Source organism: Veillonella sp. (genome assembly GCF_015058545.1).
Classification (GTDB): domain Bacteria; phylum Bacillota; class Negativicutes; order Veillonellales; family Veillonellaceae; genus Veillonella_A.
On record NZ_SVCB01000014.1, the window covers coordinates 1 to 16,799 of the forward strand.

Consider the following 16,799-nt stretch of genomic DNA (forward strand, 5'->3'; position numbering starts at 1 on the left):
GCTGCGACTGCACCCCGCCATGAGGAAGAGACCAGTTATTAATATAAGCAATACACTGTACATCACATATCGTTTCATACGCGACTCCTTATGTGCCGGTTAAGGCAATTTATTTTCTAAAAACTCTTTAATACAGCGGCCCATTCGTGCCCCCAAAAGTATGCCTTCCGTGTTGGGTACCTTGGAAATAAACACAATGATACCGAAGGTGCCTTTAACGAGGGGCAACAAACCGCCATCATGTTCCACATCGTCGAGAACCCCCGTTTTATGGTGAAACACCACGTCTTCCCCCCAGTAAAACGGTAATTTATCGCGAAACTGCTGACGGCCCAAGAGTTGCCACATTTCGTGACCTAAAGGTCCCGATTCACGCTGAACATAAATATACTCATATAAAGTCATGAGATCCAAGACGGTCATGACGTTTTCACGCCCCGCCGCTCGTGCCTTACTGTCCATCATATAGCGATTAAGGCGCGTATTACGAAGGCCTATAGCCTGGGCGAATTCGTTAACCGTCGCCATGCCGAGCCTTTTTATCAACAAATTGGTGGCCCAATTATCACTGAGGACCATCATGAGTCGGCACAGTTCCAAATAGGAAAAACGATGGTTTACATCCAGTTCCTGCAAGGCCCCGCCCCCTAAAACGCGGGGCGATTCTTTAAGGCTCATCGTCATATCTAACGCTAAATCGCCGTCCGCCACTTTTTTAAACAACGCGGCCATAATAAGCACTTTAATCATACTGGCGCTGGCATGAACCGTCGTAAGACCGCGCCCGGCAATTTCCGCCATATCTTTTTCATCATCAAGACGGGCCACCAAATAGGAAATCTCCCCATCCGGCGCCATGTCCTGAATTAATTCATCCAACTCTATGCCAAGCCCTTTGCCGGCAAGAATTTTTTCCATACTAAAAACCTCCTAACGCCGCCAACAGGCTACCTTGCGCCCTTCACGCTTAACGAGCGGCGGTTTGGCTTCCTTGCATTGACTCGTCACTTCCGGGCAACGCGATGCAAACGGACAGCCTGTAATATGGGCCAATGGACTCGGTACTTCACCGGCCAGCACCGGTCCGATACTCATATGCGGTGCCAACGGCGCATTTAACTGAATCAAAGCCTGTGTATACGGATGAAGCGGGTTTTCATAAACGGCCTTCGTCGGCCCTTCTTCCACCACGCCGCCTAAATACATGACCGCAATACGCTGACTGATATAACGAACCATGTTCAAATCATGGGAAATGAATACATAACTGATGCGGCGCTCCGCCTGCAAGCGTTCCAAAAGCGATACAATTTGCACCTGAATGGACACGTCCAAAGCGGAAATCGGTTCATCACAAATTATACATTGCGGCTCGCTGATAAGAGCCCGGCCGATGCCGATACGCTGACGCTGGCCGCCGCTGAATTCGTGCGGATACCGTTCGCCCTGCGCTTTAGTGAGTCCCACCTGTTCCAAGACGGCGTCCACTTTTGCCAATTTATCGGCTTCACTGAGCGACACATGGCCGGTGGTCCGCACCGTCAAAGGCTCCAAGAGGCTTTGCCGCACCGTCATACGCGGATTCAAGGACGCATAGGGATCTTGGAACACCATTTGAATATGTTGCAACACATGCGCTTGATCGGCAGGGCCTTCAATTTCACGGCCCGCCACCACAATGCGGCCCGACGTTTTCGGATAGAGGCCCATAAGGGTTCGTCCAAACGTGGACTTACCACAGCCGGATTCACCGACGAGGCCTAATGTTTCGCCTTCAGCCTGTGACAGCGACACCCCTTCCAAAGCGCGCACCAATTGACTATTTTGTTTTAAAAAACCGCGTCGAACGGTAAAATGCTTCGTTAAATCATTGGTTTCCCAAATATTCATGATTTCACCGTCCCTTCTGCGTTGGTTTTATTTGTATGCCCTAAGCGCTCTGTTGCCGGTGCCGGTTGCCCCTCAACTGATTGCGCTTTCGCATCATTCTCCGCGGCTAAGCGATTACAGTACGCATCGCATTTATCCATTAATTCGCCTGACACTGTAGCACACGGCGTAATTTTAGCTTTTGCCAGCCAACAGCGTAAATTATTTTCCAATTGCGGCATTTCACGAGCACAAATGCGCATGGCTTTAGGACAACGAGGATGGAAGGAACACCCCATCGGCAAACTGTATAAATCCGGCGGTTGACCGCCGATAGCCTGCAATTTAGTAGTCGCCGTAGTCGGCAATGATTGCAAGAGTCCCTGTAAATATGGATGGCGCGGGTTGCCCAATAATGCTTCCACTGTACCTTCTTCCACAATCTGACCCGCATACATAACGGCCATGCGGTCACACATTTGAGCGATGACCCGCAAATTATGAGAAATAATAATGAGCCCCATATGTTCCGTTTTTATCAATTCTTTTAAAAGTAATAAAATTTGTGCTTCCGTCGTCACATCGAGAGCCGTCGTCGGTTCGTCTGCCAATAATAAGCGTGGTTTGCCCGCTAAGGCCAGGGCAATGACCACGCGTTGCCGCATACCGCCGCTAAGTTCATGGGGATACTGCACTAAGCGGCGGTCCGGATCGGAGATGCCCACTTTTTGAAGTAAAGCGGCCGCTTCCGCCTTCACATCGCCCAACGATTCACCGCTTCGTTTGGCCCGTAACTTAATAGATTCAATCAGCTGTGTGCCGACAGACAAAATAGGATTCAGCGCCGTCATAGGATCTTGAAACACCATAGCCACGGAAGAACCGCGCAAATGGCGCCATGACGCTTCGCCGAAATTTTTACAATCCGTATCGGCCACTTGAAGAGCCTCAGCCTTCACCGTAGTAATGTCCCGCGGCAATAAGCCCATTAAAGCCTGCACCGTAACGGACTTACCGCAACCCGATTCACCTACGATGCCCAGCACTTCCCCAGCCTCTAAATTAAGCGATACATCGCGTACAACCGCTACATCACCGGCAAAGGTATGAAAGGTTACGCGTAAATTTTCCATAGTCACTAAACTCATCGTTTCACCTCTCCTTTCGGATCCAAGGCATTACGAAGGCCGTCCCCAAAGAATGTAAAGCCCAGCATGGTAATGGCAATGGCCAAGGCCGGTGCCACCAACTGGAATGGATAGGAGCGAATGGAGTTAATCCCTTCCGCCGCCAAGACGCCCCAGCTCGCCATAGGGGCGCTGACGCCGAGACCGATAAAGCTCAAAAAGGCTTCCGTAAAAATTGCCTCCGGAATGGCCAAGGTCATGGTAATGATGATAGGCCCCACACAGTTCGGCAACATGTGGCGGAATAAAATACGCGACGCCGGTACGCCCATAGAGCGCGCGGCCAGCACATATTCTTCATTCTTCAGCGTCACAATGCGACTGCGCACAATACGCGCCATGGTGAGCCAATAGGCGATACCGAGGGCAATAAATATAGACGTTAAGCCCGGCGATAAGACCACCATGAGCAAAATTACATATAATAACAGCGGAATGCCGTACAAAATATCTACAAAACTCATCATGAGTCTGTCTACTTTGCCACCGAAGAAGCCCGCTACGCCACCGTAAATTACGCCGATAACGAGGTTAATGGCAGCTGCCACAAAGCCTACCGCCAAGGAAATACGGGCACCATACACAACGCGCACGTATAAATCACGGCCCAGCGTATCAGTGCCGAACCAGTGCGCCGCGGACGGTGCCTGATTGGCTTCCGCCAAATTCTGATCCGCATAGGTATACGGCGATAACCATGGCCCTACAATGGCCAATAAAAGCATACAAATGATGATAAAAAGCCCAAAGAGCGCCAGTTTATTTTCTTTTAAATGATGCCACGCATTAGGACGCGGACGATACACCACTTCGGCGGTCATATCGGCAACGGTGCCTTGAGCACGCAACGGCAAGAAATCGTCGGTTAACTTCATGACGCATCCTCCTCTTCCATGGTAACGCGCGGATCTACGAATGGATACAATAAATCCACCAATAGGTTAAAACCTACTACGAGAGCACTGTAGAAAATGGTAACCCCTAAAATAACCGTGTAGTCACGATTATAAATGGATGTTACGAAATATTTACCCAGCCCCGGAATGGCAAAAATCGTTTCCACGATAAAACTACCCGTAAGGAGGGCCGCCGCCAGCGGTCCCAAATAGGTCAATACCGGTAAAATGGCATTGCCCAAAGCATGTTTCATAATAACATCCCAATTGGATAGGCCTTTGGCCCTAGCCGTTTTGATATACTCCTGCTGCATCACGTCGAGCATAGTGGAGCGGGTAAGGCGGGCAATGAACGCCATAGGCTGTGCCCCCAAGGTCAAAATCGGCAACACCATATAGGCCGGCCCTTTCCAGAGAGCCACCGGGAATATGGGCCACACAAAGCCCAACCAATATACCAGAAGTGCCCCGATGATAAAGGTAGGCACGGAAATCCCCAAGGTAGACCCGAAGGTTATGATATAGTCCAGCCAGGTGTTTGGCTTCAACGCACTGCCGATACCGGCCGCCACGCCGCCGATGACGGCAAACACCAAAGCGCCAAGGCCAAGCTGTGCCGATACTGGGAAAGATTCGCCGATAATATCATTGACGGAACGGCCCAAGTACTTATAGGACGGTCCCAAATCAAATTGCACTACATGCTTCATATAATCTGTGTACTGAACCCAAACCGGATCATTCAAATGATAGGTTGCTTCAATGGTCGCCTTAATCTGAGGCGGCAATTTCTTTTCTTCCGTAAACGGTCCCCCCGGGATGGCATGCATGAGCATAAAGGTAATCGTAATTATGGCCCACATAACAACCACGGCCCCGATCAGACGTTTTAATAAATAGGTACCCACCAATCATCACACTCCTTAGTTGATAATTTTTATATATATATTATACACGAGTCGTGGTCATTTGCGATGCAGTAATTCTCAATTTAGTACATGTGTTCTGTATACATCTTTCCATCTGTCCTATCAAAATTATAAATTCTGTATATTTACATATGACATATATTTTTTTAAAATGTTATTCATACAAACGAAATCAACCGTGCTTGCCCTTTGGTAAGCCTATTTTTAGAAAAGAGGTATGTTTATGAATCCAGTTCCGGTAGTCCTTTCCATTCAAGATATGAGTTCCATTGGTCGTTGTTCCCTTACGGTAGCCATGCCGCTCCTCAGCGCCTTCGGCTCCCAGGCGGTACCGTTTCCGACGGCTTTACTGTGCAACCACTTGGAATACCCAAACTATGAAATGGTCGACTTCTCCGAACATCTTCGTCCGTTCATGGATTGCTGGGAAAAAAACGGCATCACCTTTGATGCCATTCAGAGCGGTTTCCTCGCTTCCCCGGAACAAATCCACATCGTAATCGAAGCGATTGAGCGTTTTGGCAAAGATAAACCAATCATCGTCGATCCGGCCATGGCGGATGACGGCAAATTATACTCCGTTTATAACGACACGATGGTGCAGGAAATGCGCAAACTCATTGCCCATGCGGATATTATTAAACCGAATTACACGGAAGCCAGCTTCCTCTTAGGTCATAAATATGAACCGGAAACAGTAGATGAGGCTAAGATTCGTCAGCTTTGTAAAGAACTTCACGAATTGGGTCCCCGTCATGTCATCATGTCCGGTGTACCTCATCAGACAGAAGCTATTGTAGCTGTGTATGACGGCGAAACCGACGAGTTACAATTGGTAAGCACCAACCTCGTACCGGTAAAAGCACATGGCACGGGCGATATTTTCACCGCTGTCTTAACCGGTGCTTTGATGCAGGGCTATGACACTTTAAAGAGCGCCGAAATCGCCGCCAACTTCACTACCGACGCCGTAAAATATACGCACGAAACCATCGGTTCCATGCGTGACGGCTTATTGTTTGAACGCCTCTTGGGTCGTTTGACAGCATTGATTAAATAAGCATTAAAACTAATAAACTAATTCGTAAATTAAAACTTAACCAAATTAACTTCGATGATTAAATCACGGTCATTAAAATTTGGTATAAAAAAATAGACAGGTTCGCGCCTGTCTAAGGAGGTCTTTGTTGTGAATTTAACAGTTCGTGATATTATTTATATCGGTATGCTATCCGCCATTTGTGCTTTAGCTACCACGTTTCTTATTCCATTACCCGGTGGTGGCATGGTTCACCTCGGTTCCGCTGCGCTGTTTACTATTTCAGCTCTCTTCGGGGGACTCTACGGCGGCCTTGCCGGTGCCATCGGCTCCGGGCTATTCGACTTAGTCATGGGCCATTCAGCTTATACCCTGTTCTCCATCGTAATCAAGGGCATTTCCGGTCTCGTTATAGGCTACATGATTGTCGGTTTTCGTCCTAATCCGTTAAAAGCTCGGGAAGCAACCTTTGCCCGTCTTTTGAGCGCCATGCTGGTCGGTGCCGTTTGGACCGCCCTCGGCTACTTGGTAGCTTGGGCATACGTATTGAACAGCTTCATGGTAGCCGTAGGTAATTTACCGGCTTCCTTCTTAACCAGCGGTATCGGTATCGTAGTGGCCCTCTTCCTTGTAAAAGGCCTGCGTAACATAATTCGCTAATATGGCATACATCATTCTTTAAAAAAATTACTGATTTTTTAAACGTGTTCAATTTCATATTGCAATGTACCATTAAAACATTCTTTTAAAAATTTAGTATTAAATTATTAACACGATGTCCTCAGAGGTAATGTCCTACACACCATTACCTCTTGGATATACATCTCATTAATCCTTTCTCTCTAAAAGGCGCAGCAGTTTCTCCCTGTTGCGTCTTTTTATGTATCCCCTTTTAACTTAATTTTAATCGTTTCCCCTTACTATTTACGGTGAAGAACTTTTCCCATTCTTTACATATTTTTTAACTTATTATTATGCAATTTGTTAAAAAAACGCCCTATATGGCGTCAAATATTTAAATATGATATAATAATGAAGTTCTATTACTAGTAAAGGAAGATTTTATGGATATTCTATTTAACATAGGCCAGGCGTTTGTAATGGGGCTGATTGCCTTTACCATTACCCGTTGGGGTTATGTCAAGCAAATAAAAATATTATATCTGCAAGGGCGATTAAACCGATTGCAATTCTTAATCGGCCTCATCGGCATGACCATTGTAGTCGGACTGTTCAACACCATGATTGCCACAATGATGGATAGCGTCGTCATCCTCATTGCTTATTGGGGCGTTCGTATATTAAGTTTTTTGGGCCACTCGGTCCTTCTGTCCTTCTATTTCGTACTCTATGCAAGGCGCTTCCAAGACTTTTCATTTCATGGCGTTTTCGGTATTTTATGGTGTATATTCATCGCTTTCACCTACCCGTACCTGCCGATTAAATCAACCAGTGCAGCCTTCGCCGTACTCATTTGGATTGTCAATTTAATTTTACTTGTCATTCCCGGTTCGGCCAAACCGAATAAATTCGGCTTACCGGCCATCTGGCCTCAAAAACGCGTAGCCCGCCCACAACGAGCCAGAATGGCTGATAGATTAAATCGCGAACACCAACAGTAAATAATTCAACATTAAAAGAAAAAACACGTTGAAGTGCCCAAGCACAACAACGTGTTTTTTCTTACTTTCGTACCGTATTTTTACTTCCGTTCATAGGTTTTTAAGGTAAAAACCAATTCATTTATCGACGCACTCAGTGAATCCATCTTGTGTTCCAGACGTATGAGTAAATACGCTGCAACCACCATAGGAAATCCATAATTCGCCGTCGCGGTCAGAATTTCTTCCATAAAAACACCTCCTTATCGAAATACATTCAATTTAAAATGTATCGACAAGGAGGTGTTATAAATTTTAGTGAATCAACAAAATCCATTCCAACAAGGTACATACAATGTATGCAATAATAAACTTAATTTTCTGTTTACGGTCGCGGTCTTCGTCGGCAATTTTAAGGCGCTGTGCCAAAAAGCGTTTATCACGAATCTGCAAGAGTAAGTCGCGAATATTCGCCTGGCTTTCCGCATCAGTTTCCTTCCCGTTCCCCTTGAGCGCCACCTGTTGAATCTGAATACGGCGCTGCAATTTACGCATTTGAATCTTAATATTATTATGAACAAAGACACTTTGCCATTTTTTACGAGAATCAAAATACATGTAAATATAGCGCGGAATGTTCATGACGATAAAACTGATGCACAAAATCCCCAGGGAAATGAGGAAATATGTGGAAAAAGAGAATTCAATCGTCTCCGCCGGCAAATAGTGATGAAGGATGATAAAACTAATCCACACACCAATCGGCAATAATAAGGCCGCCGCCAAGTCAATGGAACGAACCCAGCTGGTTTTCACGGGCACTTCCGGAATATTATAGGTCTCCACCTCATCGCGGAAGGCATAGTATTCCAAACGAAGTACAGACTGTTCCGAGCGGGCATTGATTAAGATAACCGGTCCTTTAGCATTACTGCAGCGGTTCGGCCAAGAAATTAAACGGCGAATCGGACTGTCCGGGGACAAATCAAAACGGATGATGCCCTTTTTTTCAAAACGCACCGTAGACCCGTCACCGATAATTTCAAAGGGGTTAAAGAAGGTGCCCAACAGGCTGAGGCTCCAATTGCCCAATAAATGAACAATCGTATTCATAATGAAGCCGCCCATATCGACGTCAGACATATTCAATTTTATGGAAAAACTCGAAGCATAGTCATCAAACCAAAAATCTTCGATGGTAAATTCTATATTAATAACGGTCCCGAGGGTCGTAATAATCCCCATGTAGACCTTATTGTTATTTTCAAACTCAAAGGTAACAGAATAAAATAACCAGTGATTTCGCAATTGAGCTTTCAAAATGCGGTTAATCGCATCTTCCTCAACACTGATAATACGATGATCGTATAAATCGGTTTCGCTCGCTTCGCAAGGTTCGGCCTCAATTTGTTGCTCAGGCGTGACCGGTTTCTCTGCGATTTTCTTGCGTGTTCCTTTTGTCATCGATTCTGCCAATTCCAATAATCGCGTGACTAGACTGTTCATAACGCCTCCTATGGATTTAGCACGTTTTCAGTCCATATTATAACATACCCCACCCGATTTTAAAACTACATAGCATATCGACAGTTTTCAAAATTGTGAAAAAATACAGCTACTATGCCTTGTCCCACTCCATCGTTCACATATAGCAAAAAGCTATGCGCCCAAACTTCAGCGCATAGCTTTCTGTACAGCCAACCGTTCGCCTAAAGCGCTCGGTTACTTTTTATTCAGTTAAGAGTCTCTTACTCGGCCTATACCGTTTCCATGGATAGCTTGCGATAGGCGTAAAAAGCACCGCGTTTAGCCATCAAGGACTCATAGGCGCCGTCTTCTACAACCTGACCGTTTTCCAAGAACAGAATGCGGTCCATCTTTTCCAAACCTCCCAAATGATGAGTAATATAGATAACCGTTTTACCCTTCATCAAGGTGTATAAGGAATTCTGTATATCCTGGCGAACCAATTGATCGAGGCCTTCGAGCGGTTCGTCAAGCAATAAAATCGGACTGTTGCGGAGCCACAAACGAGCGAGCGCAATACGCTGACGCTGCCCGCCGCTCACACCGCTGCCGCCACTGCCGATAATCGTCTTAAGACCGTTTGGCAAAGTATTAACCCAATCGGTCAAAGCAGCGAACTCAATAGCTTTGGCCATTTCCTCAGCCGTTGCGCGCGGTTTAGCCAAACGAATATTATCTTCTACCGACGCATGGAATAAATACGTATCCTGCGTTAAGGCACCATAGTAATTGCGTGCCCCTGCCAAGCTCATGGTACGCAAATCTTGGTCTCCCAAGTAGATATGACCTTCGTAATCGTAAAAACGCTCCAACATGGTAAGGAGTGTCGTTTTGCCGGAGCCGCTCGGGCCTACAACGGCCACCTTTTCGCCGGGCTTAATGCTGAGCGATAAATTCTGATACACATAGGGATCGTCCCCGTCATAACGGAAACTTACCTTGTCAAAAGTAATACCTAGTGATTGCGGTTCTAAAACAGTCATGTTTTCAGCCGACGAAATTGATTTTTTAATCTGCGAAGTTGCGTTTTCAATCTGCGAAGTCACTGCTTCAGCCTGTGACGCCATATTTTCAGCCGGCGAAGTCACTTCTTTAACGGCCGGCGCCTGTTCCGCCAATTGCACCAAGCGCTTCATGGCGGCTAAGCTTTCACGACCGTGATACCAGGCAATAGTAAGCGGTGCCAAGGCTTCAAAATAGGACTGCAAGGCAATAGCCACTACGGCGATAAAAATCCCTTCCTGCTGACTGCCGTTAGCAATCGGAATCATGATAAGCGCCCCTAATACCATAGTGAACTGGGTGAGTCCCAAGAATAAAGTATCCCCGAGGTTGGTACCGCGATGCACTTTATGTTGCGCTGTCGTTAAATCGGCAAACTGGCGGTCTACCAAAGCAGTTACACGTGGTTCCTGCTTATACGTTATGATATCCATAATACCGGCCAGGCTTTCCACCACCGTGTCCTTAATGCCGCTGCGATACATAAGAGCCGCATCGGTAGCGAGCGCATTATGACGATACACAATAAATGGAATCACTACAGCCCCCAAGATAAAGACAATCGCCAATAACCACACCAGCTGATAGCTGAATTGCGCCAAGAAGTAAAAGCCAATAACGGTTAATAAGACAGCCCCCGCAGGCGGAATAATAACACGCAAATAGAAAAATTGGAGCGTCTCGATGTCCGCCATGATGCGCCCTAAAATATCCCCCGAACCGAGTCGATGCAGCGCTGCCGGCATCAAAGGTTCGAGCTTTTTATAAAACCATACACGCAAGCCGTAAAGCCCTTGGAAGGCCATATGATGCGACACATAGCGCTCAATATAGCGACATACGGCACGGCTGATACCGAAGAAGCGAACCCCTACAATAGAGAGGCTTAAAGCAGCCAATTCAGGTCGTAAGGCCGCCGACGTAATGAGCCAAGCGGATGTTGTCAAAAGGCCTACGTTCATGAACACGGTTAAGAAGGAGAATAATAAACTGAGCCACAACGAATTACGGGCCGGTCCCAACACGGCAAAAAGACGCCGCAAGGAATCCCAAGGAGAAATATTTTTTTCGTCTGCCGAAACGCCCGCGCCGGTTACTATATTCGTTGCCCCTGCCGTAGCATGGGTGGCTATAATCGGATGCACGCCCTGTTCGATAGTAGAATCAACCGTAGTATCAGTCACAGTACCTGCTGACGAGGTTGCCAACGCTGAGGCGGACGTCGATGCAGCCGATACGGCGGTCATGCTGATTGATGTATCGGCATGAAGTTTTGCATCACTATCAGTATTCACATCGCCACCAAGGCCCGCTTTCACGAGTTCACTGAAATAGCCATCAGCCGCCAACAACTCATCAAAGGAACCGTGTTCAACGATATGCCCCTGTTTTAATACCAACAAAGTATCGGCCCACCGCATGGTCTGCAAGCGATGTCCAATGAGAAGCACAATCTTATTCGCCATCAATCGCTCTAAAGCTTTTGCCAAACTCTGTTCCGTCGCCACATCAAGATGAGCCGTCACTTCGTCAAGCACGATAATCGGCGATTGTTTAATAAACGCACGAGCAATGGCAATTCGCTGGCGTTGCCCGCCGGATAATCCAAGACCGCCTTCGCCAAGGATGGTGTCGAGCCCTTGCGGCAAGGAATTTACGAAAGCTTCCGCTTCCGCATCACGCACCGCGGCCCATAAAACATCATCCGCCACGGCTTGCCCGAAGGTAATATTTTCTCGCAAAGTTCCGCGGAATAAATGCGGTTGTTGCGGCACAAAAGTAACTTGGTCGCGCCAAAAATCCGCATCCATGTGAAGCAAGTTCACGCCGTCAACAAGGATTTGACCTTTAGTCGGTTGCATGAGGCGCAAGAGTAAATGAGCAAGCGTACTTTTACCGGCACCACTGCCACCGACGAGCATGGCTTTCTCGCCGCGGTGCAAGGTAAAGGCGATATTTTCAACCGCATACGGCTTAGCCGCTTTTTCAGATGAATCTGCTGCCTTATTGTCTCCAACTTCTGTATGCCCTGCTCCATACGCATAGGACACGTCTTTAAACTCAACCGTATTAAGTTCCGCCGTTTTTACCGAACCGGACTTTGGTTCTTCAATAGGGAGCGCCAAAAAGTCATCGATTTTAGCTAAACTCACCTGCCCTGCCATACCGGTGTGGAACGCCGCGCCCAACTGACGAAGAGATGCATAAAATTCCGGTGCCAAGAGCAATACGAAGAAAGCCGGTAAGAACGTTTCATGACCGTAAAGAAGAGCCATCCCCATGTACACAGCGATTAAAGCCGTACTGATGGTGCTCACTAATTCCAGCACTAAGGCGGACAAAAACGCCACGCGTAATACCCGCAAGGTAGAATCTCTAAATTCTGCCGACAAACGAGCAATAACGTCCACCTGCTCTTCGGAACGGCCGAATAATTTTAGCGTCACTATGCCTTGGAGTACATCCAAAAAGTGGCCGCTCAAAAAGCTCATGCGCTCCCACTGCTCTTTGTTCATGGCTTCCGCTTTTTTGCCGATTAAAATCATAAAAAACGGAATGAGCGGGAAAGTAATAAGCAAAATAATGGCTACCCACGGCGCCGCATCGATGATGGCAATGGCCATAATGAGCGGAATCATCATAGCGTACAGCATCTGCGGCACATAACGGGCGATGTACGCCTCCACGCTTTCCAAACCGTCCGTCATCAAATGGACCACATCACCATGCCGTTCCCCCGTAAAGGGGCCTAAACGCAATAAATGATGCCAAATTTTATGGCGTAAATCCTGCTTTGCAAGCTCCGCCAAACGCCCCGCCGTCTGCTCCTGGCAATAGGTTGCCACCATGCGAAGCACGACGGAGGCAATAAGCCAAGTCACCGTAGACCATACTGCGTCCAACGGCAAACCTTCAAAAAATGTTTTTTCAATCAGCACCGCAAAGAACCATGCCTGACCGACAATGCCCAAGGTGCCGAGTAAACTGAATACCCCTAATCCTATAGCCTTTCCCTTAAACCTGATTAACTCTTCACGAGCGGTTTTGACTATCACGCGGACCTCCTAAGTTAAAGAAAAAAATGCACATTTTACAATGTGCATTTTGTAGCTTATTCGCTGTTATTCACCCCACAAGATGAAACCGTCATCTTCTTCGTCAGGGATTACAACTTTTTCAGGTAATGTTCTGGTAATAACATCACCGGTTACAGCATCCATAATAACGCCCTGCTGAACTAAGCCGTCTGTTTCATCATTGTGATAAATGGTTACTTCGTATTGAACTTTGCCATTATCGGCTTCCAATTTCCAACCTTTGCTGATAGCGTCGCCACCGATGTTTGCAACCGCAATGGATTCAGCCTTCTTAGGATCAATCACATTGTTAGGATTGAATACTTTGTTTGGAATGTCTTTTTCCTTCTTGTCGGATTTTTCTTTAATCACGTTGCCCGTAATTACGTCAACCTGAATGGTGTACGTATTTTTTAACGTATAACCGGTAACTTCATAATAGAAACGACCGCGGTCCGGTTTTAACGTAATGGAATGAACAGCGGAATTCGGATATTTAGCCAAGAAAACACCGGCTACCTGGCGCATGGATAATACCATGGACTGTACCGAACCTTCCATACGAATGGATGGGTTAACATCTGCAGCTGCTACTGTTTGAGGCATAGTTACCGCAACGGCACTTACAGCCAACACACCGGCCATTAAACCGGCAAAAGACTTCTTTTTCATACAATAACCTCCTAAAACATGCTATTCGTCATTTTAAAAACAGCATCATAGCACATTAAGATTTAAATATCCGAATTTAACGATTCAGACAAAAGCACTAACATCTAATGTTCTTTTTACTACACTTATTCTCTAAGTATATCATGATTGAACGGGAACACTCAATAAAAATCTACTTTTGTTCCCCCTTAGCCGAGGACTCGGTTTCAGATTTAACCGTCACCACAACCTTAGCTTCATTCCCTTTGGCAACATCGATTGACTCACTAAGCTCCGCTTTACGCTCTGCTTCATCTTCAATTTCCACCTTGCGAACTGTCGCTTTAAAAGAAAACAGTTTATGTGCCAATCGTTTATCCACATCTTCTTTTAGAAGTTTATAAACAGTGGCTGCCAACGGCACACTCAGAAGAATCCCCGGTACGCCGTACAAAGTACCGCCAATGGTGATAGCCGCGAATACCCAAATTCCCGGTAAACCGACGGAACTACCCACGATGCGCGGATAAATAACGTTCCCTTCGATTTGTTGCATTACAACGAGGACGATAATAAAAATTAACGCGTCCATGGTGCTGACCGATAAAAGCATTACGAGCCCCATGAAGCCGCCGATGTACGCCCCCAAGAGCGGTACTAAAGCAGTCAGACCGATTACACAGCCGATAGTCATGGCATACGGTACGGATAATACGGCAAGGCCGGCCCCTACCATAATACCTAAAATTAACGCATCCAGGAACTGGCCGATGAAAAAGCTGCTGAAAACCTGACTGGCCGTGCGCCATACATGGACCAAGCCCTTAATGTGATGATCTTCGCCATAAGCACGAGCCAAACGCCCCAACTGACGGCGAAGTACTTCTTTGTCGAGTAATACATAAATGGCAAAAATTAAGCCGATAACAAAATTAAATACCATTTCAAAGGTATCGCTCATTGTTTTCACAATATAGCGACCGCTATCGGCGCCGATTTGACGCAATTGTTCTACCGTTTTATCCGATGAAATAGAATCCATCACACCGGATGACGAAATATAAGGTGTGTTTTCAATAAAACGTTTCACCCACTCAGAGGATTGCTGATACAAATCCGGCAAGGCCTGTACGATAATCCCCAAGGAATGAACGAGTTGCGGAATAGCCATATAACCGACGAGAAAAATTGCCAATAATATGGTTAAAATAGCTAATACAATGCAGACCGGTCGCCTGGTAGCATGTTGCCAACCACTCGTAGCGGACGGGAAATAAATTTTCTCAAAGCGCTTTACAATGATGTTGAGTACAAAGGCGATAAGAATCCCCCATACCAATGGCATTACCGCGTCCAACCCAATTTTAAACGACGTCAGCACCGAATCAAACTTGATGGTAAAGAGGAATACTAGACCACCTAAGATGATAAGGCTGATGCTCGATCTATACTTTTTAAAAAAGCCCATACACTATTGCTCCTTACTTGAAATCTCCATTAACACTTGTCATGAAAAATCTTGTAATTCTCCAGCCCCTATACCCATCGTGAGTCAATAGTTTATTCGTGTTTTTAAGCAAATAAAGTATCCAAACGGTCTTCATCAAGCAAAGTGCCAACCGTAAACGGACCGAACATACCGAAACGGGCACTTACTTCATCAAAACGCATTTCATTAACGATTTTTTTGAACTGAACCGCATCATCGGACATGAGGGTAATGCCCCATTCCCAATCATCGAGGCCACAGGCGCCGGTAGTAAATTCTTTAATCGTTTCTTCGTATTTCTTACCGATTTGACCATGAGAACGCATCATGCGACCGCGTTCCGCACGATCCGTCATGTACCAGTTATCTTCCAAGTTGCGGCGTTTGCTCATTGGATAGAAGCACATATATTTTAAACGAGGAATATGCGGATACAAACGAGCTTGTACTTTTGGATGATTGATGTCGGTTTTCATATAGTTACTTACTTCAATCACCGATACGAAGGAAGCAGTCGGTTCCAAAACAGCGCCGATAGCCAATTTACGAAGGGTAATTTCTTTCGCCGTAACTTCTTCCAAAGTCGGCTGCAAGAACCAAATCATGATGTCCCCTTTGCCGCCCGCTACATTATACAATGCATAGCTGGATGTTTCCGCTTCATGACCGGCTTCCAATTCAGCGATAAACGCTTTGAATTCAGCTAAAGCTTTAATCTGACGTTCCGTATCCCAGGACTGCCATTTTTCAAAATTAATTTTGTACGTAGCGTGAATACTGAACCAACCTTCATACGTCAAAACTGCTTTTTCATCAACACTCATGTCGTTCTGACTCATAGCGCCGGGATGTCCCACATGCTGTTCACTCATTGTAAATTCCTCCTTTAAAATAATTATGTATCTTCATTTACTAAAGATTATGTATTGTCATTCTGTAAATGCTATTTAGCACCATTCACTGAATTTATTTATCTTCATTCATCAAATGTTGTACCAAATCATGGGCCTGACGCACACCATCCGGCATGCCCACGCCATCAAACGGCGTACCGATCATATGCAGGCCGGGATACGCTTTAGCGGCGTAGTCTTTAAGGCGCGATACCAAATCGCGATGGCCCACTTTATACTGCGGCATACTCTTGTCGAGGCGCGTCAATTCAACCCATAACGGTTTGGCGTTAAACTTCATGATACGCTGAATTTCTTTAACAGCCAACTCTTTTAAGACCTCACCATCGTGTTCTTGCACCGTATTATCCCCCGGTTTGCCCATGAACACGCGCAACACAACTTTGTCCTGCGGTGTCGTCTGTGGCCACTTAGCGGTGATATACGTACATGCCGTAAGCGGTGTATCTGTCTTACGCGTAATGACAAAACCGGTACCATCCAGCGGCGCATCAAAAGTCGCGCGGTCAAAACCCATAACGGCGATGGCACAAGTAGATAAGTCCATATTCATTAATTCGCCAAAATGAGCATCATCCGCGAACCACTTTTTGTAGCTCTGCGGCGGTGTGGTTATAA

General features: G+C 46.2%; 15 protein-coding genes. 3 read left to right on the forward strand and 12 right to left on the reverse strand.

Translation table 11 applies throughout. The features are described from left to right. Positions 1-99 precede the first annotated feature (99 nt). The 5 genes from E7204_RS00640 to E7204_RS00660 are packed head-to-tail and all read right to left on the reverse strand — an operon-like array spanning position 100 to position 4,860. A complete protein-coding gene (locus E7204_RS00640) occupies positions 100-918 on the reverse strand; it encodes a serine hydrolase (RefSeq protein WP_295180593.1) in 819 nt (272 codons plus the stop codon). 12 nt (positions 919-930) lie between these two features. After that, on the reverse strand, positions 931-1,890 hold the full coding sequence (locus E7204_RS00645) for an oligopeptide/dipeptide ABC transporter ATP-binding protein (RefSeq protein ID WP_295180595.1): 960 nt from the start codon (positions 1,888-1,890) through the stop codon (positions 931-933). After that, positions 1,887-3,017: an ABC transporter ATP-binding protein gene (locus E7204_RS00650; RefSeq protein ID WP_295180597.1), complete on the reverse strand. Its 1,131-nt coding sequence runs from the start codon at positions 3,015-3,017 to the stop codon at positions 1,887-1,889. Before E7204_RS00650 ends, E7204_RS00645 begins: the two co-directional genes overlap by 4 nt. Then, on the reverse strand, positions 3,014-3,877 hold the full coding sequence (locus E7204_RS00655; RefSeq protein ID WP_295180621.1) for an ABC transporter permease: 864 nt from the start codon (positions 3,875-3,877) through the stop codon (positions 3,014-3,016). Before E7204_RS00655 ends, E7204_RS00650 begins: the two co-directional genes overlap by 4 nt. A 50-nt stretch (positions 3,878-3,927) precedes the next feature. Further along, positions 3,928-4,860: an ABC transporter permease gene (locus E7204_RS00660; protein ID WP_295180599.1), complete on the reverse strand. Its 933-nt coding sequence runs from the start codon at positions 4,858-4,860 to the stop codon at positions 3,928-3,930. Between the two features lie 244 nt (positions 4,861-5,104). On the opposite strand from E7204_RS00660, the gene E7204_RS00665 reads away from it, so the two are divergent. The 3 genes from E7204_RS00665 to E7204_RS00675 all read left to right on the forward strand — a co-directional run bounded on the left by E7204_RS00665 (position 5,105) and on the right by E7204_RS00675 (position 7,542). Next, on the forward strand, positions 5,105-5,941 hold the full coding sequence (locus tag E7204_RS00665) for a pyridoxamine kinase (protein ID WP_295180602.1): 837 nt from the start codon (positions 5,105-5,107) through the stop codon (positions 5,939-5,941). A gap of 129 nt (positions 5,942-6,070) precedes the next feature. Next, positions 6,071-6,580 carry an ECF transporter S component gene (locus E7204_RS00670; protein WP_295180604.1) on the forward strand — a complete coding sequence of 170 codons (510 nt, stop codon included), beginning with the start codon at positions 6,071-6,073 and terminating at the stop codon, positions 6,578-6,580. A 404-nt stretch (positions 6,581-6,984) separates the two neighbouring features. Further along, a complete protein-coding gene (locus tag E7204_RS00675) occupies positions 6,985-7,542 on the forward strand; it encodes a DUF805 domain-containing protein (RefSeq protein ID WP_295180606.1) in 558 nt (185 codons plus the stop codon). A gap of 80 nt (positions 7,543-7,622) precedes the next feature. Here the strand turns inward: E7204_RS00675 and E7204_RS00680 are convergent, their stop codons facing one another. From E7204_RS00680 to E7204_RS00710, 7 genes are all read right to left on the reverse strand, one after another. Next, positions 7,623-7,772, reverse strand: a complete 150-nt coding sequence (locus E7204_RS00680; protein ID WP_295180608.1) for a YvrJ family protein — start codon at positions 7,770-7,772, stop codon at positions 7,623-7,625. A 64-nt stretch (positions 7,773-7,836) separates the two neighbouring features. Then, positions 7,837-9,027 (reverse strand): hypothetical protein, encoded by a 1,191-nt coding sequence (locus E7204_RS00685; protein ID WP_295180610.1) that lies wholly within the window; start codon positions 9,025-9,027, stop codon positions 7,837-7,839. Between the two features lie 251 nt (positions 9,028-9,278). Further along, on the reverse strand, positions 9,279-13,106 hold the full coding sequence (gene cydD, locus E7204_RS00690) for a thiol reductant ABC exporter subunit CydD (protein ID WP_295180611.1): 3,828 nt from the start codon (positions 13,104-13,106) through the stop codon (positions 9,279-9,281). A 66-nt stretch (positions 13,107-13,172) separates the two neighbouring features. Next, positions 13,173-13,799, reverse strand: coding sequence for a PepSY domain-containing protein (locus E7204_RS00695; RefSeq protein WP_295180613.1), 627 nt, complete (start codon positions 13,797-13,799; stop codon positions 13,173-13,175). A 172-nt stretch (positions 13,800-13,971) separates the two neighbouring features. Next, positions 13,972-15,246: an AI-2E family transporter gene (locus E7204_RS00700; RefSeq protein ID WP_295180615.1), complete on the reverse strand. Its 1,275-nt coding sequence runs from the start codon at positions 15,244-15,246 to the stop codon at positions 13,972-13,974. Between the two features lie 104 nt (positions 15,247-15,350). Next, complete coding sequence (gene hemQ / locus E7204_RS00705; RefSeq protein WP_295180617.1) at positions 15,351-16,139, reverse strand: hydrogen peroxide-dependent heme synthase; 789 nt, start codon at positions 16,137-16,139, stop codon at positions 15,351-15,353. Between the two features lie 94 nt (positions 16,140-16,233). Then, on the reverse strand, positions 16,234-16,799 hold a 566-nt coding region (locus E7204_RS00710), incomplete at its 5' end, for an FAD-dependent oxidoreductase (protein WP_295180619.1).